A 17,926-nucleotide genomic window follows, 5' to 3' on the forward strand; every position below is an offset into this window, starting at 1 on the left:
CGACGAGCGTGGAGAGCGCCTCGCCGTCGACGTCCTCGGCGATGATGAGCAGAGGACGCTTTTTCTCTTGAATCTTCTCAAGCAGCGGCAACAGCTTGGCGGCGGAGCTGATCTTCTCTTCGTGGATGAGGATGAAGGGCTTGTCCAGCTCGACGGTCATCGCATCCTGGTCGGTGATGAAGTTCGGCGAGAGGTAGCCGCGGTCGAACTGCATGCCCTCGACGAAATCAACGCTGGTCTCCAGAGCCTTGCCCTCTTCGACCGTGATCACGCCGTCCTGACCGACTCGCATGAACGCATCGGCCATGATCTTGCCGACCTCGGCGTCGTTGTTGGCCGAGATGGTGGCGACGTTCTGGATGTCCTTCTTGCTGCCGGCGTCGATCGGACGCGACTGCTTGGCGAGGTCGGCGACGACGGCATCGACGGCGGCGCGGATGCCGCGAGCCATGGCCATGGCGTCGGTGCCGCTGGTCAGGTGGCGATAAGCCTCGCCGTAGATGGCCTCGGCGAGGACAGTGGCGGTCGTCGTGCCGTCACCCGCGGCGTCGCCGGTCTTGGTGGCGGCTTCCTTGACGAGCTTGGCGCCGATGTTCTCGTACTTGTCCTTGAGCTCGACCTCCTCGGCGACGGTCACGCCGTCCTTGGTGATGGTCGGGGCACCCCAGCCCTTGTCGATGACGGCGTTCCGGCCACGCGGGCCGAGCGTGGTCTTGACGGCACGGCTGAGCTTCTGAACGCCCGTGAGCAGGCTGCGGCGGGCGTCGGTGTCGAACTGGAGCGTCTTGGCTGCCATGGGTGTTGGAGTCGTTGGTCGGGAGTTGATCGAGACGTGTGATCGCCTGAGACCGACGTCGCAGGCGGGATGACTTCTGCGGATCAACCCTTGTGCCAACGCCATGTTCGATCGCAAGTGATTGGCTGATAACGGCTCTTCCAACTAAGAATGACGCCTCGCAGCGGTGAAAGCTGCCACGATGGCAGCGGGGTGTTGAGACCGTCGAGCGGGGTTGCCGATCTGGCAGATCGGAGAGTCTGTAGCAGGAGGTTCCCTTCGAGCTCCAGTACAGCGGCACTGAAGTGCCGCAGCCTGGGTGCGCAACGACAGGGCGACGCTCCAAATGGGGCGCCGCTCCGGTGCATTTGATTGGGGCTGGATTCAGGCGCGTCGGCGTCGCAGAGCGAGCAGTCCGACGGCGCTGAGCGAAAGCAGAGCCGGCTCGGGGATGCTTGTCGCGTAGAACGCGTCGAGTAGCGCGACGTCGGAGCCGGAGGTGGAGCCGAAGTTGGCCCTCAGGATGCCGAAGTCAGCCAGGTCGACCGTGCCGTCGCCGTTGGCGTCACCCTGTTCGAAGGTGGCCATCATGCTGCCGAAGTTGGCCCGCAGGATGCCAAAGTCAGCCAAGTCCACGGTGCCGTCGCCGTTGAAGTCGCCCGGCAGGACTGTAACGGCCGCCTCGCCGAACTCGGTGATGAACAGCTCGTAGCTGCCGATCGGGTTGCTGGTCGGGAAGTTGAGGCTGTTGTCGACCTCGACGAAGTACGTGTCAGTTGCCGGGAGAACGAGGTCGAAGATGAACGAGTCGAAAGTCTCGACCTCGTCGTCGTTGTTGGCGACGGAGCTGAAGTAGCTGACGAGGCTGCCGGAGGAGTCGAACAGCCGGACGTTCGTGTCCACGGTGTTGCTCAGGCGATTGCTGATTGCCTCGCTAATCACCTCGAGGCTGACGATGTTGCCCTCGGTGCCTTCGAACGAGTAGTAGTCGACGTCGCCGCTGCTGATGAAGCCGGCGACGGCCGCGGCGCGGGCGGCGAGATCTTCGCCGGCGAACTGCGTCCCGGCCGGTCGGTTGTTGATGACGTCGAGCTCAAGAAGATCAACGGGCTGGGCGCTGCCGATCGAGTTGTTGTTCGCGGAGGCCTCCGACTCAATCACGCCCTGTGCCGCGAAGGCGAGCTTGATCGACGAGCGAACGCTCAGGTCGGCCCCGAACTGGAAGAAGGCGTTGAAGTTGCCATTGCTCGCGCCAAGGGCCGGCGTCGACATGAGGTTCAGGTCGAACTCCGCCTGTCCCGCAATCGGACCCGGGAAATCAGCGGCAAACGACGTTCGAATCGAGTTGTTGGGCACGCCCGAGCCGATGGGGCCAAAGCTGTCGTAGTGACGCAGACCCAGCGTGTGTCCGAGCTCGTGAGCCGCGACGTTTGCAGCGAAACGAACCTGGTTGAACGACGGAGCTCCTGCCAGGCCGGCGGTGTAGACGAAGGCGTTGTTGTTCGCAATGACGTTTCGGAAGTCGATCCCGTCCGCCACGCCGCCGAGCGTCGACGGGAAGGGGCCGCCGCTGTCGGGAACGAAGAGGATCCGCGTGGAGGCACCAGCCGGCTGTGTGAGGCTGAAGCTGACGTCGTAGCCGTCGAAAATGTCCTCGACGAAAGTGAGCACGCCCCCTTGCTCGGACGCGTTGAAGATCCCTGCCGGGGCTTGCGAGAAGTCGAGCCAGACCTGCTGGGTGCTGCCGCCCGGGCCAAGCGAATTGAGACCTGAGTTCGCCGCGGAGCGCGTGTCGATCGGCACGCCACCCGGGGCGAGGTTGCTGTTGTATCGATCGACAAGGTCCTGAAAGACCGTCGCCGACCCACCGGTCGGGTGGGCTTCAGTGCCCCACATGCACCCCGTACAAGCCGAGGCGGCAGCTCCGGCAGAGCCGGAGATCACAAGGGCAACAGCGGCAGGCGTGGAGAGTCTCATAGGGGCAAATGGCGATTTAAAGAGCGGCACGTGGCGGCACCGGAACCACGTCCGGAACCGGCCAGCTATCGGACCATGCGACACTGGCGTTTTCTCTGGTTCGCCGCAACCTGCAAACGGCTTCACCTGATCCGGTTCGAGGGATAGCCCGGCGATTCACTCGACACAAACCGACTATCCACGACAAACGCCCGCCGCACCAACAGATCGGTCATGTCGTATGGTTCGTCATGCGTGCGATCCCCGGCATCGTTCTGCTGCTGGCCACCGCGCCGGCTTCGGCCGCGCTGTTCGCCGATTACCAGGCGAGTCGGCACGACCGATTCCTCTCCGACGGCGTCTCGGCCAATCCCGAATTCCTCCTCGAAGGCGTCGACCTGTCGGGCGTCGGCGTCGGACGCAACGGCGGCGTGCTCATCTCGGACCGGCACGTCCTGGTCGCCAACCACTTCAAAGGCAGCAGCTACTCGTTCGTCGGCGTCAACGGGCAGCAAGTCAGCATCTCGCCCCAGAGTCACACACGCCTTGACACGGAGGTCTCGTCCGGCACGTTCCTGCCCAGTGACCTGTCGATCGCCACGCTGAGTCGGGCCATCACGCCGGCCGACGGGCTCACGCCGCTGCCGCTGTTCGACGGCTCGGCCGACGACATCGCGGGCGAGATGGTCCACCTCTACGAGCAGAACGATCGACTCGGCAGGAACATCGTCGAAGGCGGGATCATTTCGACGACCACCGGCACCATCGACCTGCCGCCCGTCGGCCTGTTCGGCAACCTGACCAGCAACGCCACCTGGGCCATCGGTTACGACTTCGACCTGCTCCACGGCGTCACCGATGACGAGATCGGCCTCGTCGGCGGCGACAGTGGCCACGCCGCACTGCACATCGACGACAGCGGCCTCGTCTCCGTCGTCGGCACGCACTATGCGATCGTCACCTCCAACGGCGCCCTGCCGCGCGACGACGGCGATCGCTACATCAGCCTGTCGAGCTTTGTTACGCCGTACCGATCGCAGATCGACGCCATCATCGGCGGAGGCGGTGCGACGTCGTTCGCGGCGATTCCGGAGCCGACCACCGCGTTGGTGCCATTCGTCGGGGCGATGCTGCTCGCTCGACGCCGTCGCTGAACGAGTCAACGACGCCTGCGGTCGCGACGACCGTTCGCCTGGGCTTCTCCCTGTCCAGGCGTTCGTCGGAAGCTTGCGTCCGGCTCGCTGGCGAAGCCGCGTGGAACGTGCGGGAAGGTCTCGGTCAGGACGTAGTGGTAAACGCCGTCCGGGTACTCCGGCGTGACTGCGAATCGGCCGTTGAGCCGATCGAGGTCGCCGCTGTGAGGGACGTACTCGAAGTCAGCCGTGAATCGCCCGTCGGGCGTGCCGCCGGGGCCGGCCGGTGGTTGTGGACGGTTGTCGGTCTTGAGTCGCCACGACGACTTGAGCGTGACGAGCTTGCTGCGCGGATCGGACGGGTCTTCGTAGCCGAGCGGGCCGTAGATCGGGTAGCCGTCGGCCGCGTAGCCGACGAGGGTCGGCCGATCCTCGCGGATCATCGGCGTCGGGATGCCGTGGTAGTGGTACGCGCCGGTGCGTTGCACGTGGGCGTTGGCATGATCGACGCCAAGGTCGACGCTTCCGCCGATAGCCTCGTAGACCCAATCGCCCAGCCGACCGCCGCGTTGGACACCCTGAGGCGACCAGCTCATGGCCGTGCCCGGCTCGAAGACGACGCCGTTGAGCGCGATGCCGAAGAGCATGCCGCGATCCGAGTAGACGTCGGCCGCATTGTGCACCGGTCCGTCCGGCGCGGCAGGATCGAAAGGAATGCGAATGGCGTAACGCTGTTCGCTGATCGAGTGCGGATTGCCACGATTGGGAAACTGCCCCGGCCGATGGTCCGGCACGCCGTTGGCCCAGACGTATCGGAAACCGTCGCGCACCTCGCCGCGGACCAGGTTTGGCGCGTCGGCCATGCTGGCGACCACGCCGGCAGGTGACGCCGCACCTGGGTCATCGTGCGTGTGCCCCTCGTGCGCGAGGGCTGCCGAGGCAGCGACGGCAATCGGCGACAGAATCCAGACGGCAAAACGGCGTTGTGGCATGGGCAGAATCCGGTGAGGGTCTGCCAACCACAACGCCGCTGCGGCTGCGAGATTGTCCGTCGCGATCGCCTACGCCTCGTCGTCGGCAAAGAGCGACGACGACGGCTCGGCAACGGCGCTGCCGAACTGGGCACGCAGGATGCCGAAGTCGGCGAGGTCGACGGTGCCGTCGTAGTTGAAGTCGCCGTCGCTGAAGAGGCCGGCCGAACCGAAATTGGACCGCAGGATGCCGAAGTCGGACAGGTCGACCACGCGGTCGGCGTTGGCGTCGGCGGCGAGGACGAAGAACGGCACGCTCACGTCGCCGACGAGCGGCTGGCCGTCTGCTTCTGCGGCCGCGGCCGGAAGCATCGCGACGTAGTTGCCGTCGGGCAGGTTGCCGAACTCGAACGTTGCGACGTTCTCGATCGCGTCATACGAAAGCGACGGGGTGACGGCCACGACGTTGCCCGTGTCGGCGTTGGTGACGACCAGATCAGAGGCATCGAGGCTCGCGCCGACGTCCTTGTCGAACTCGAACGTCACGGCCTGGCTCGCGTCGACGTCGTAGTCGCTGGCGAGGACATTCACCGGCGACGCCGAAGACGTGCCGAAGGCGGCGATGCCCCAGCTGTTGATCACGCCGATGTCGCCGACGAAGCCGTCGGACAGCTGGAGCGTCCAGTCGCCTTCGCTGCTCTCGCCCCAGTGCTGGGTACTGGTGACGACCCAGTTGTTGTAGTTGTTGCCCGAGTCGCCCTGCTGTCCGGTGAAGCGAAGGAGCGGACTAACGGTGCCATCCGGGCTGGTCAGCGTCGCGACGACATCGCCGCGATAGCCGTGGGTGATGTCCAGGACGACCTCGATGTGCTCGATGTCGACGCCGGCTGGCAGGGTGAGCGTTCGCGTGATGCCGGTGCTGTTCTCGGGAATGGTCTGGTTGACCGTCTCGAACGCGTCGACCGAGATCTCATCTCCGACGGTCTCCCAATTGAGCGCCAGATTGACCGCGGCCTCGGCGTCGATGGCACCGTGGCCGTAGAAGACGCTGACGTCGTGCCCGGCACCGTTCGTCTGCCAGGACGAGTCGGTCGGATCGATGGTCTCGGCCGACTCGACGAGGATGTGCTGGACGTCGCGCTGCGTCAGGTCGGGATTGGCTTCCAGCATGAGGGCGATGACGCCGCTGACGAGCGGCGTCGCGCTGCTGGTGCCGCCGAACGAGTTGGTGAAGCCGTTCGAGCCGTCGGTGGTCGTGGTGCCTCGGCTGCCGCCAGACGAGTAGGCGGTCACGAGGTGATTTGCACCTGGCTCGGAATAGCTGGATCGGACGCCGAAGTTGTTGACGGCCGCGACGCTGATGGTGTGGCGCGAGTTGGCGTAGCCGTCGCGGTTCGAGTCGTCGCCGTCTCCGCCGTTGCCGCCGGCCCAGGTGATGATGCCGCCGAGCCCGTCACGACCCTCGGTGGCCGTCTGCTCGATCGCTGCCAGCGTCAGCGGGCCAGGCCCTTCGATGCGTCGGCCGTCATCGAACGGCCCCCAGCTGTTCGAGTAGATGTCGATGCTCTGGTTGTTGAACGAGAGCGCCCCGGCCTCCTGCGAATCGTTCGACGGTCCGCTGATGAGCCGCAAGCCCGACAGGTTCGCCTCGGGTGCCGCGCCCGTCACGCCCGCCCCGTCGAACCCGCGTGCGGCCGCGATGCCGGCGACGCTGGTGCCGTGGAAGTCGAACGGACTGCTGGCGAAGGGAATCGGGTCGTTGTCGTTGAAGTCGAAGCTGTCGGCCGCGACGTACTGCGGGGCGAGGTCCGGGTGGTCGAAGTGCAGGCCGTCATCGACGATGCCGATCGTCACGCCGGCTCCGCGATAGGTGTCCCAGACGTCGGTGATGTTCGCGTCGGCACCGACGAGACCGCCGGACTGGCCGGTGTTGCGCAGGTGCCACTGGTCGTTAAACCGCGTGTCGTTCGGGATGACGCGCCGGGACTGCTGCCTGGCCTCCAGCGGGTAAAACGCCTCGCTGCCCGAGGCTTCCAATGCAGCCATCGCGTTTGCGGGGTTGTTGAACGTCGCGATCGACACGCCGTCGATGACGCCCGACGGCTCGACCGTCGCGCCGGCCACGTCGCCCTCGCCGATGAAAACCCACTGCCGGGCCTGCGTCAGCTCCGCCGGCTCGTACAGGTCCAGGTCCGAGGCACGGGCGAACGAGCTCGACACCGCCAGCGACGCCTCGGGAAGCGCCTGGCGGACCTGCTCGACCGCAATGTCCGCGTACCGATCGGCGACGGCCGAATCGACGGCCCCGCGGAAGCTGGCACTGAGCAGACGACGTTGTTCGAGGCGTTCGAAAGGCTGGCGTTGGTTCATCAGGAGTTCAGACTGAGGGGGGAACGGACGTGTTGTCGGACCGGCAGTTGTACCGGATGTAACCCAAGTTCGTCGCACAAGGCCCGAAGGTTCAAACTTTTCTGCAACAGCGTCGCAGACCTCCATACCAACACGCCCACCCGACGTGCCGGCCCGAAATCGTTAATGTATCCACATGCAAAAGCGAAATGTGCTCTACGTCATGACCGACCAGCACAAGGCCGACTGCACCGGTTACGAGGGTCATCCAGACGCCAAGACGCCCCACCTCGACCGGCTCGCCGCAACCGGAACCGCCTTCCGGCACTCGTACACCGCCAACCCCATCTGCACCCCGACACGCGTTTCGATCCTCTCCGGGCAGTACTGCCACAACCACGGCTACTTCGGCCTGGGCGGACCGACGCCCGGCTACGGACCCGGACACCCGGCCAAGCTGCCCACCTTCCTCGGCCACTTTCGCAGCCACGGCTACCGCACCGCTGCCCTCGGCAAGCTCCACCTGCCAGACGAACCCGTTGACTGGGGCCGCGAGGACTGCGACCTCTACATGCCGCTCCAATGGCGACAGAGCGACGGGCAGTCGTACCTCACCTACCTGAAGCAGCACGGCTACGCGGACGACCACGATGCCGAGTACCTCGCCGAACATCGCGACCAGGGCAACTGTGCCATCGACGCCCGGCCCTCCAATCTGCCGTTCGAGCACTCGGTCGAGGGGTACACCAACCGACACGCCATCGACTTCATCGACCGAGCCGCACGTGACGGCAAGCCCTTCTGCATGGAAGTCAGCTACTTCCGCCCCCATCAGGTCTACACGCCCGACCAGCGCTTCTGGGATCTGTACGACGACGACATCGACCTGCCGCCGGGCGCGCTGGACGATCTGAACCCCGATCGTCCGCCGCACTTTCGCAAAACCGTCGAGTCGACCCGACAGACGCGCGGCCTCCTCCAGCCGGACGACCCGGAGAGCCGCATGCGACGCGTCTGGCGAGGCTATCTCGCATCCATAAGCCACTGCGACCACGCCGTCGGCGAGCTGCTCGATCACCTCGACAAGACCGGCCTCGCGGACAACACGATCGTCGTCTACCACAGCGATCACGGGGCCTATTCCGGCACGTTCGGCATCAACGAAAAGGCACCGGGCATCTGCTCCGAAGCGGTCTGTCGCGTGCCGATGCTGTGGCGGGTCCCAGGCATGACGCAGCCCGGCCATGTGAGCCCGGCACTGACGCACACCGTCGACCTCGCCCCGACCTTCGCCTGCCTCTGCGGCCTGCCGGCCATGCAAACGGTCGACGGCGAAGACCTCACGCCGCTGCTGCGGGGCGACGACGACGCCACCGTCCGTGACGTCGCCGTCACTGAGCACCCGTGGAGCAAGTCGCTCCGCTGGAAGCAGTGGCGGTTCGTCCACTACCAGCCCGAGATGTTCGACGCCGACGTCGGCGAGCTGTACGACATCGACAGCGACCCGCTCGAAACCACCAACCTCTACCACGATCCGGCCTCACAGGATGTCGTCAACGAATGCCGGCGGCGACTCCTCGAGTGGTTGATCGCCACAACCCGCATCGTCACCAGCCTCCCCGTCGTCCCGCCCGAGTCCGGCCCGTTCACCCACGCCACCGCCCCCGACGGCCGCCTCCGCCGCGACAACAACCCCCACGCCGCCCACGCCAGCGGCGGAACGCTCAACTATCTGTGACGAAGCCTCTTCCCGGCGGTTGCAACCTGTTGGACGGAAACACAAGTCGGCGAGGGCGTCACGCTGTTCCTGCAAAAAACACCCGCCGGCGTCGGCCAGCGGGTGCGTCGGTGTTGCTGGATTCCAGTCGAGTGCGATCAGCGTCGGCGGCGAAGGGCCACCAAACCGCCGAGACCCGCCAGCGCGAGCGACGTCGGCTCCGGCACGAGCTGAACGCGGATGTCGTCGACGGTGTAGAAGTCGATCGTCCCCGGCACGGCCGCGCGGTACGTGACCTGCGTGAACGGCGTGTCACTGATGAATCCCTGGAAGCCGTTGACCAAGTCGAACGTCTGGCCGTCGATCTCGACGAGGACGCTCGGGGCGACGTTGACCGCGTCGTTGACGGCACCGAACGCGAGGATCGGCACGTCGAACGTGAAAGTGACGTCGTCGAGGAAGCCCGGGTCGATGAAAACCTCAAGCGTCTCGCCAAGGATCTGGAAGTCGGTGTTGAACGCCGTCGACACCGTCGACGTGGCCGTTGCCGGAAGCGTCGGGTTCAGGTCAACAGGGCCGGCGTTCAGGGCGGTCCCCAGCTGCACATCGGCGACGCCGGTGAAGTCTTGGAAAATGTCCGGCGTGATGTCACTGGCGACAAACGTCTCGGTAACTACGGCCGAAGCACCACTCACGGCGCACAGGAGCGCTGCCGAAGCAACAATGGAATGTCGAATCATGGGTCTCTCTCTCTACCCTTCCCAGCCCGCCGGTTGTGCAGGCTGTCTGTTTGGCATGGAACGCCGCCGCACCGTAGAAAAAGCAAGTTGCCGTTGCAAGCGGAAACGGCCGGCTCCTCCAAATCCGACCGTGCTGCCTAGGCACTGACCAATGCCGGCTTCTGCGAGGTCCCTTTTCCAGCCTTGGCCGGCGACTGATCATCTGACTCCGAAGGCTTGGCCTTCTTCTCGGCGGTCGACTCGGTCTTGCCATACGTGCGGGCACGCGGCGGGATGAGGCTCGTGTCGACGGTGCCCCACTCGACGCTGGTGACGTTCGTGGCCGGGTCGTAGGTGGCGACCGTCGACTTCAGGAAGTTCGCGTCGTCGCGCTCGGGGAAGTCGGGCTTGTAGTGGGCACCACGGCTCTCGTCACGCATGCGGGCGGCCTTGGCGATGCCTTCGGCCATGACGATCATGTCGCGGACCGCGCGGGCGAACGAGAGGTTCTGGTTCGTCCACATGCCGGTATCGGACAGCTTCACCTTCTGGTACCGCTCCTTATACGACTGCAGGTCGCCGATGAGCGTGTCGAGCCGGTCGTTGTAGCGAACGACCGTGCAGTTGTTGGTCATGTTCAGGCCCATCTCCTGCCACAGCTCGTACGGATTCTCGTTGCCGTCGTTGCTGACGAGCCACTCCATGCGATCCTTCTCCTGCTTGGCGACGGCGTCGAAGGTGCTCTGGTCGATCGTGTCGACGCCGGGGGCGACGTCCTTAACGTAGTTCGCGACCGACTGGCCGCTGAAGAGGCCGTCGAAGATGCAACTGAGCAAGCTGTTCGCACCGAGGCGGTTGGCCCCGTGGTAGTGGACGACGGCCTCGCCCATGGCGTAGAGGCCCTTGATGTTGGTCATCATGTTGTCCGGGTGGCCGTGCTCCATGCCGCCGGTCTTGTCGTCCTTCTTGTAGCCTGCCCACAGCCCGCCCATGGAGTAGTGGATGGCCGGGAAGATCTTCATGGGCTCGCTCAGCGGGTCGACGCCGACGAACTTCTCGTAGATCTCGAGGATGCCCGCGAGCTTCTTCATCACGCCGTCACGGCCGATCTTCTGGACCTGGTCGCGAAGGTCGAGGTAGACCATGTTCCCACCGCCCACGCCGTAGCCGTCGAGGCAGGTCTGGAAGATCTCGCGCGTCGCAATGTCGCGTGGCACGAGGTTGCCGTACTTGGGGTACTTCTCTTCGAGGAAGTACCACCGCTCGTCTTCGGGGATGTCGTTGGGCTGGCGCTCGTCGCGCTGCTTGCGCGGCACCCAGACGCGACCCCCCTCGCCGCGAGCCGACTCGCTGATGAGCCGGCACTTGTCCTCGCCGGGGATGGCCGACGGGTGGACCTGCATCATCTCGGGGTTGGCGTACTTCGCCCCGGCCTGCATGCAGCGGCTGGCCGCCCCGCCGGTGCAGATGACGCTCATCGTGCTCTTGCCGAAGATCAGCCCGTTGCCGCCGGTCGCCATGACGACGGCATCACCCTTGAAGACGCGGATTTCCATCGTCCGCATGTCCTGACAGACCGCGCCGACGACGGTCTGCTCGCCGTCGACATCCTCGGTGATGGGCCACAGGAACTCCCAGAACTCGAACTTGTCGACCATGCCCTCGGCTTCGAAACGACGCGTCTGCTCGTCCAGGGCGTAGAGCAGCTGCTGTCCCGTCGTCGCACCGGAATAGAAGGTCCGCTTGAAGAGCGATCCGCCGAACATGCGGAGGGCACGTTGTCCCTCGGCCGTCCGGTTGAACGGCACGCCCATGCGGTCGAGCAGGTCGATGATCTTCGGGGCCGAGTTGGCCATCTCCAGCACCGGCGGCTGGTCGGCGAGGAAGTCGCCGCCGAGGACGGTCTCGTCGAAGTGGAGCCACTCGCTGTAACCCTGCTGTCGGGCGATGTCGTTGGTCGCATTGATGCCGCCCTGGGCACAGACGCTGTGCGACCGCTTGACCGGCACCATCGAGATCAGGTCGACTTTGATGCCCTGCTCGGCGAGCTTCACCGTGCAGGCCAAACCCGCCAAACCACCCCCGACGACCACTGCGCGCTTTTCCGTGCTCATGGCCCCATGTTACACGTGAGCGGAGGCGTTCACGAAGTCGTTTCAGCCGAATTGCGACCCGTCGCCACATCGACGACGGGCTGAAACGCGCTTGACTCTCGGCGGCATTTCGGCACCGTGAGCCGAGGGAGAGAGACGGCACTGCAGCCGACCGGCCGCGAAGGAGCGGTTTGGGAGCACGAGCTGCGTCGGTCTCTCCCACGTCTTCAGGAGAGACTGAATGGACAAGCACCTTTTTGCCGCAGTTGCCGTCGCGACTGCCGTCACGCCTGCGTTCGCGCAGGTCACCACCGGCCTGAGCGACGAGGCCACGTTCGCCGCCGCTAACCCGGGAGCCCTTCTCGAAGACTTCCAGGACGAGACGATCGGTTCGCTAGACCAAACCGTCCCGACGGTTTTTAACGGCTTCTCAACTCTGCCGAACGGCACGAGCACTTTTCTCAGCGACTACGAGATCGACGACGAGGTTCCTGGCTCAACCAATCTCGAGCTCGACCTGTTCATCGACAGCGATCCGACCTTCATCACGGAGTTCTTCTTCACGTTCGACGATCCGGTATCGGCGTTCGCCCTTCGGATCGACGACATCACTTTGAGCCAATCCACCTTCTTAAACGTGGCTGGTCAGAGTTTCGAGCTGCAAACCCTGCTGCCCGGCACCGACGATGAAGACTTCTTCACGTTCAGCAGCCCGACGCCGATCACCTCGTTCAGCTTCACTGTCGGCGGAGCCAACGGGTTCGACGGCATTTCGGTCGACAACGTTTACAGCGTGGTCGTTCCCGAGCCGACGAGCGTTGCGATGCTCGGCCTGGCCGCGACGGGGCTGCTGCGGCGTCGCCGCTGAGGCGAGTGGCTTTTGATTCTCTGTTTCGCGTGGAGCCTGCGACGCCGTCCGCTTGGACGGCGTCGTGGCTTTCTATCGCACGCTGAGCCGTAGACTTCCGGCGCGATGAGCGACATCCCTTGCTTCGTCGTCCTCATCGCCGTCGGCCTGTTTTTCGTCGCCGTTTTCATGCGTCGCGGCGAGACGATCGAGGACGAAGTGACCGACGACATCGACGTCTCCGACGACGGATCACGGCCGACCGACATCCCGCCGACGGTCCGCCGGCCCAGCGTGGACGAGAAAATGGTCAGCGTCCTTGAGACACGCAACACGGTCGAGGCCGATCTGCTGCGAAACGCTCTACTCCGCAACGACATTTACGCCTTCGTCTCCGGCGGATCGGCGGCCAACGTGCTGGGGCCGGCAGGTCTGGCTTCCGTCACGCTGCGAGTGCCGGATGGCGACCTGGAACGAGCCAAGCAAGTCATTGCCGAGACGCTGGCCGAGGTCAACGAACGACGCCAGGCCGGCGGCCGGCTCTTCTGCCCCGCCTGCGGCTACGACCTCCGAGGCCAATCCGAGCGCTGCCCCGAGTGCGGCCTGTCACTCTAAGACGCGGTCCGCGCTTCCTCACATCCGTCATCCTGAGCGAGCGGGGAGAGTCGAAGGACCTCGTCTGGCCGTCGGATCGGAGCCACTGCGAGGTCCCCTCGGCTGCGCTTGGGATGACGGATGACGCACGCTCACGCATCCAGAAATCGCCCGCGCTCGTCGGGCGTCATGACACGACAGCCGTCGGTCCTTCCGAACAGCCGATACCGAATCGCGGCCACGCGGTCGTAGACGAAATCGCGAAGGAACCGCGGCACGAAGCGCGTCGATGCCAGCCAGCGATAGCCCTCTAACCGACGCGACAGGGCCACGGCCGCGTCGCTCTTCACGTGCGCACGGGATCCATCGAGCAGGACCATGCTGTCGAAGTAATCGCCCGGCAGGCCGGCGTCGCGGAGCAACGTTTGACCCACCTCGCCCTGCAGCGTCGCGAAGTGGACACTCTGATCGCGATTGCGCTTGAGGGCGAATGACACGCCCCGATCGCACAGGCCGCAGGTGCCGTCGTAGAGCAGGATGGCACGGCCGTCGCGAAGGAGCTGTCGGGCGACGTCGACATTTTTCGTTTGGACCTCAGCAGCAGCGTCTTTAGGGTCCTGGTCCATGAACAAGCCCGCCCTTTCCGTTGCCGTTGCTGCTTTGCTCACCTGCGGCCTGCTTTCTGCTCCGACGTTTGCCGATCACCACGCGGCCGCAGAAGCGGCGTCGGTGCAAGTCGACCTGTCCGAGCCTAAGGCGACTGTGAAGTCGATGCTTCAGGCGGCGAGCAAGGGTGACGCGGCGGCGTTCGCCAAGACGATCGACACCCGCGACCCGCAGGTGAAGGAGATGCTCGACATCCTCTCGCCCATGGTCGTCGCCGCCGCCGAGTTCGGCTTGGCCACGATGGAGAAGTTCGGCCAGAGTGCCAACGCCGGCCCGATGGACATGGCGACCCTCGCAAAGCTCATCGACGGAGCCGAAGTCACCATCGACGGCGACACCGCCGTCGTCGAGGTCGTGAACGTGCCCGAGGAGTTCGAAGGCAAGGTCGACCTGGCGGAGTTGCGGCCGATGTCGCTGGTGCAGGTTGACGGCGAGTGGTACATCGACCCAATCTCCATGGAGATGGACCCAGCCGAGTTCGCCGGTCCGCAGGCCGAGCAGGCCAAGAAGGTGATTCCCGCGATGACCAAGGCGGTGAAAGACGTGACCGCCGGCGTCAAGGCGGGCGAGTACGAGTCGGTCGCCCAGGCCGAGGAAGCGCTTCAGGCGAAGATGATGCAGGCCATGATGCAGGCGATGCAAGGCGGCATGGGGGAGTGAGCGGACCTGCAGACCGTCACGCCATCAGTGCGTCCCAGCCGCGGGCCTACGGCCCGCAGGTTCGAAAACGCGACACAAACGGTCCATCGTCACACCTGCGGGCCGTAGGCCCGCGGCTGCGGGACGTCTGTATGGATCATGGATGTTGGGTCGATTGAGTGGCTGGCTCGTCGCTCTCAATCTTGAGAAAGAGGATCGCTGGGATGAGCAGGATGACAACCTGGCGGAGGTAGAAGTTAAGCAGCCAGAGCGAGTCCGAAAAATCCGAATCCATGATCGGGCGTAGCTCCATTACCACGATGGTGAGGCCCCAGACGAGCAGATACGTGGCGCAAAGCCACCCAAGCTGAACGACCGGCAGCTGTTGCTGGAACGCCAGTCGCACTGCGTAAGCGCAAATGGTGATCGTCACGATTAGCCGCGGAAGTTCCAGCATGAGCGTGCGCAGCGTGCCCGGAACTTGGAGCAGCCCGGGATCCGTCAGAATCCACCTCCACCCCATACCAAAGCGCAGCAGTTGCGACATGTGCCATATCGCAACGAGCCACACCACGATCGTCAGCCAACCCGGCCTCGCCGTGTCGGGCTCGGCGGTGTAGGCGAGCGTGCGGGGTTCTGGTTCGGTCACGGCCTCAGTCTGCCGCGACCGCCGCGCCGTGCCAAGCTTGCAGCGGCGTGACCTGCCAGTCCGTCTCACGCAACGCGCGAATCGCCCCGGCCCAGGCGTCGGCGGCGGTGAGCGTCGTGACGATCGGCACGCGGGCGCGGAACGCCGCGGCGCGGATCTTGGCTTCGTCGGTGCCGGCACCCTTGCGCGTCGGCGTGTTGACGATCAGGTCGACCTCGCCGTTGGCGACCAGGTCCAGTAGGTTCGGCCGGACGTGCTCGGCAATCTTGTTGACCAGCGTCGCCTCGACGCCCGCCTGCGTGAGCGTGTCGAGCGTGCCCTTGGTCGCGATCAGCTTGAAGCCCAGCTCCGCAAACTTCCGCGCGATCGGCACGACGGCGTCGTGGTCGTCGGGACGCACGCTGACGAACAGTGTCCCGCCGTCCGGCAGCTTCGACCCCTCGGCCATGATCGCCTTGGCGTACGCCAGCGGGAAGTTGGCGTCGATGCCCATGACCTCGCCGGTGCTCTTCATCTCCGGGCCGAGGATGATGTCGGTACCGGGGAACTTGGCGAACGGGAAGACGGCCTCCTTGACGGCGACGTGATCGAACGGCGGCGTCTCCTCGACGCCAAGCTCGTCGAGCGACTGGCCCATCATCACCTTGGCTGCGATGCGTGCCCAGTTGACGCCGGTCGCCTTGCCGACGAACGGCACGGTGCGCGAGGCCCGCGGGTTGACCTCGATGACGAAGACCTCGCCGTCCTTGACCGCGTACTGCACGTTCATCAGGCCACGGACCTGCAAGGCTTTCGCGAGCTCGTGCGTCTGGCTTTTGAGTTCCGCGACGACATTCGCCGACAGCGAGTGCGGCGGCAGCACGCAGGCGGAGTCTCCCGAGTGGATGCCGGCCTCCTCGATGTGCTCCATCACCCCGGCGATGACGCTCCGACCCTCCTCCCTCATCCTTACTCCTTCCTCCCTTACGCGGTAATCCGCGACGCAGTCCACGTCCACCTCCGTCGCTCCGTCGAGGAACTTGTCAACGAGGATCGGCGAGTCGGCGATACCGGTCAGACCCGCGGCATCGAGGGCGCTCGTCATGTACCGATCGAGGGCGGCCTCGTCGTAAACGATCTCCATCGCCCGGCCGCCAAGGACGAAGCTGGGGCGGACGAGCACCGGGTAGCCGACGTCATTCGCAATGGCTTTGGCTTCCTCAACGCTGCGTGCGATGCCGTTGGCGGGTTGCTTCAGGCCGAGCTGTTGAATGAGGTCGCGAAACTGTTCGCGTGATCCCGCGCGATGGATGGCGTCGACGCTCGTGCCCAGGATCGGGACACCGGCTTCTTCCAGACCCTTTGCGAGATTCAACGGAGTCTGCCCACCGAACTGGACGACGACACCCTTCACCAACTCTCGCGAACCCTGAGCGTGAACGAGGGGTTCTGAGCGACTGTCAGAAACCCCTCCCTCACGGTCGGGGCTCGCATGCGATCGACCAAACGGACCACCATTGAGCCGCTCGCAGATGTTGAGCACGTCCTCGTGCGTCAGCGGCTCGAAGAAGAGCAGATCACTCGTGTCGTAGTCGGTGCTGACCGTCTCCGGGTTGGAGTTGATCATCACGCTCTCGACCCCACCGCCGAGCTCCTTCACCGCAAACGCGGCCTGGCAGCAGCAGTAGTCGAACTCGATGCCCTGGCCGATGCGATTGGGACCGCCGCCGATGATGATGACCTTCGGGCGGTCGGTGACGCGGATCTCGTCGTCAAAGGCCGATTCATTACTCGGCTTCCGTGGCTCGGGAAGCGGCAGGGTCTTGAATGGCAACTCGTACGTGCTGTAGTAGTACGGTGTCTTTGCTTCAAATTCCGCAGCACACGTGTCAACAAGCTTGTACGACGCATGTGTCGTCACATCCGTGTGCCCGAACATGTGTCTCCAGTTGCGAATCAACAGCGGGTGCTTGCCTAGAGCGAGCCCGATCTGAACGTCGGAGTACCCTCGCCCCTTTACCGACTTGTACATCTCTGTAATGTCCCAATCACCCCTTGCCTCCTCGAATTCCAAGAGGTCCGACAAACGAAACGTGTCGCCATCCCGCTCAAGGCCGCGGGAGACTTTCGCCATGTAGTGCTCGCTCTCCGCAAGCTCTGCGATCTGCTCTAAGAACCACGGGTCGATCCTCGACAGCTCGTGGACCTTCTCGACGCTCCAACCCATCTTCAGCGCGTAGCGCACGTAGTACAGCCGCCCCTGGCTCGGGACGGCGAGCTTGCGGTTGAGCTTTTCCTCCGCAATCGGGTACTCCGGTTGCGAGCCCTGAGCGTGAGCGAGGGGTTCTGGACGACCGTCAGAAACCCCTCCCTGACGGTCGGGGCTCGCGTGGATCGCGAGCGACTTGTCGTGCGAGTCGAGACCCAATCCGAATCGCCCGACTTCCATCGAGCGAATGGCTTTTTGAAGGGCTTCTTTGAAGGTTCTGCCGATGGCCATCGCTTCGCCGACGGACTTCATCTGCGTCGTCAGCGTCTCGTCGGTCTCGGGGAACTTCTCGAACGTCCACCGCGGCATCTTCACCACGACGTAGTCGATCGTCGGCTCAAAGCACGCGCTCGTCGTCCCCGTGATGTCGTTCGGCAGCTCGTCGAGCGTGTACCCGACCGCCAGCTTCGCGGCGATCTTGGCGATGGGGAAACCGGTCGCCTTCGACGCCAACGCCGACGAGCGCGAAACCCGCGGATTCATCTCGACGACGACCATGTCGCCGTTCTCTGGATTGACCGCGAACTGGATGTTGCTGCCGCCGGTCTCGACGCCGACGGCTCGGATGAC

General features: G+C 64.8%; 14 protein-coding genes. 5 read left to right on the forward strand and 9 right to left on the reverse strand.

The genetic code is table 11. The features are described from left to right. Together groEL and AAGI46_07980 are read right to left on the reverse strand one after the other, a co-directional pair. On the reverse strand, nucleotides 1-796 hold a 796-nt coding region (gene groEL / locus AAGI46_07975; GenBank protein ID MEM1012143.1), incomplete at its 3' end, for a chaperonin GroEL. 363 nt (nucleotides 797-1,159) lie between these two features. Continuing rightward, nucleotides 1,160-2,671: a dockerin type I domain-containing protein gene (locus AAGI46_07980; protein ID MEM1012144.1), complete on the reverse strand. Its 1,512-nt coding sequence runs from the start codon at nucleotides 2,669-2,671 to the stop codon at nucleotides 1,160-1,162. Nucleotides 2,672-2,982: 311 nt separating this feature from the next. On the opposite strand from AAGI46_07980, the gene AAGI46_07985 reads away from it, so the two are divergent. Further along, the gene (locus tag AAGI46_07985) at nucleotides 2,983-3,885 is read left to right on the forward strand and encodes a hypothetical protein (GenBank protein ID MEM1012145.1); all 903 of its coding nucleotides are present in this window, start codon (nucleotides 2,983-2,985) and stop codon (nucleotides 3,883-3,885) included. 5 nt (nucleotides 3,886-3,890) lie between these two features. On the opposite strand, the gene AAGI46_07990 is transcribed toward AAGI46_07985, so the two are convergent. Further along, nucleotides 3,891-4,856, reverse strand: a complete 966-nt coding sequence (locus AAGI46_07990; GenBank protein ID MEM1012146.1) for a YHYH protein — start codon at nucleotides 4,854-4,856, stop codon at nucleotides 3,891-3,893. A 69-nt stretch (nucleotides 4,857-4,925) separates the two neighbouring features. Then, on the reverse strand, nucleotides 4,926-7,205 hold the full coding sequence (locus tag AAGI46_07995; GenBank protein ID MEM1012147.1) for a S8 family serine peptidase: 2,280 nt from the start codon (nucleotides 7,203-7,205) through the stop codon (nucleotides 4,926-4,928). Nucleotides 7,206-7,380: 175 nt separating this feature from the next. On the opposite strand from AAGI46_07995, the gene AAGI46_08000 reads away from it, so the two are divergent. Then, nucleotides 7,381-8,922: a sulfatase-like hydrolase/transferase gene (locus AAGI46_08000; protein MEM1012148.1), complete on the forward strand. Its 1,542-nt coding sequence runs from the start codon at nucleotides 7,381-7,383 to the stop codon at nucleotides 8,920-8,922. A 137-nt stretch (nucleotides 8,923-9,059) separates the two neighbouring features. Here AAGI46_08000 and AAGI46_08005 read toward each other — a convergent pair whose 3' ends face one another. Beyond that, on the reverse strand, nucleotides 9,060-9,641 hold the full coding sequence (locus tag AAGI46_08005) for a PEP-CTERM sorting domain-containing protein (GenBank protein ID MEM1012149.1): 582 nt from the start codon (nucleotides 9,639-9,641) through the stop codon (nucleotides 9,060-9,062). 137 nt (nucleotides 9,642-9,778) lie between these two features. After that, entirely contained in the window at nucleotides 9,779-11,734 is a 1,956-nt protein-coding gene (gene sdhA, locus AAGI46_08010; protein ID MEM1012150.1) for a succinate dehydrogenase flavoprotein subunit, read from the reverse strand. Between the two features lie 220 nt (nucleotides 11,735-11,954). Here sdhA and AAGI46_08015 point away from each other — a divergent pair, with 220 nt between their 5' ends. Further along, nucleotides 11,955-12,581: a PEP-CTERM sorting domain-containing protein gene (locus AAGI46_08015; protein ID MEM1012151.1), complete on the forward strand. Its 627-nt coding sequence runs from the start codon at nucleotides 11,955-11,957 to the stop codon at nucleotides 12,579-12,581. Between the two features lie 105 nt (nucleotides 12,582-12,686). Beyond that, a complete protein-coding gene (locus AAGI46_08020; protein MEM1012152.1) occupies nucleotides 12,687-13,175 on the forward strand; it encodes a DUF2007 domain-containing protein in 489 nt (162 codons plus the stop codon). Between the two features lie 131 nt (nucleotides 13,176-13,306). Here the strand turns inward: AAGI46_08020 and AAGI46_08025 are convergent, their stop codons facing one another. Continuing rightward, nucleotides 13,307-13,780: a DCC1-like thiol-disulfide oxidoreductase family protein gene (locus AAGI46_08025; GenBank protein ID MEM1012153.1), complete on the reverse strand. Its 474-nt coding sequence runs from the start codon at nucleotides 13,778-13,780 to the stop codon at nucleotides 13,307-13,309. Here AAGI46_08025 and AAGI46_08030 point away from each other — a divergent pair. Further along, complete coding sequence (locus AAGI46_08030; GenBank protein MEM1012154.1) at nucleotides 13,779-14,480, forward strand: hypothetical protein; 702 nt, start codon at nucleotides 13,779-13,781, stop codon at nucleotides 14,478-14,480. The two genes, AAGI46_08025 and AAGI46_08030, sit on opposite strands and share 2 nt — an antisense overlap. A 136-nt stretch (nucleotides 14,481-14,616) precedes the next feature. Here the strand turns inward: AAGI46_08030 and AAGI46_08035 are convergent, their stop codons facing one another. Continuing rightward, nucleotides 14,617-15,108: a hypothetical protein gene (locus AAGI46_08035; GenBank protein MEM1012155.1), complete on the reverse strand. Its 492-nt coding sequence runs from the start codon at nucleotides 15,106-15,108 to the stop codon at nucleotides 14,617-14,619. Nucleotides 15,109-15,112: 4 nt separating this feature from the next. Next, nucleotides 15,113-17,926, reverse strand: a 2,814-nt coding sequence (gene carB / locus AAGI46_08040) for a carbamoyl-phosphate synthase large subunit (GenBank protein MEM1012156.1), incomplete at its 5' end; no start/stop codon positions are given.

This window comes from Planctomycetota bacterium, from assembly GCA_038746835.1.
Taxonomy (GTDB): Bacteria; Planctomycetota; Phycisphaerae; order Tepidisphaerales; family Tepidisphaeraceae; genus JBCDKH01.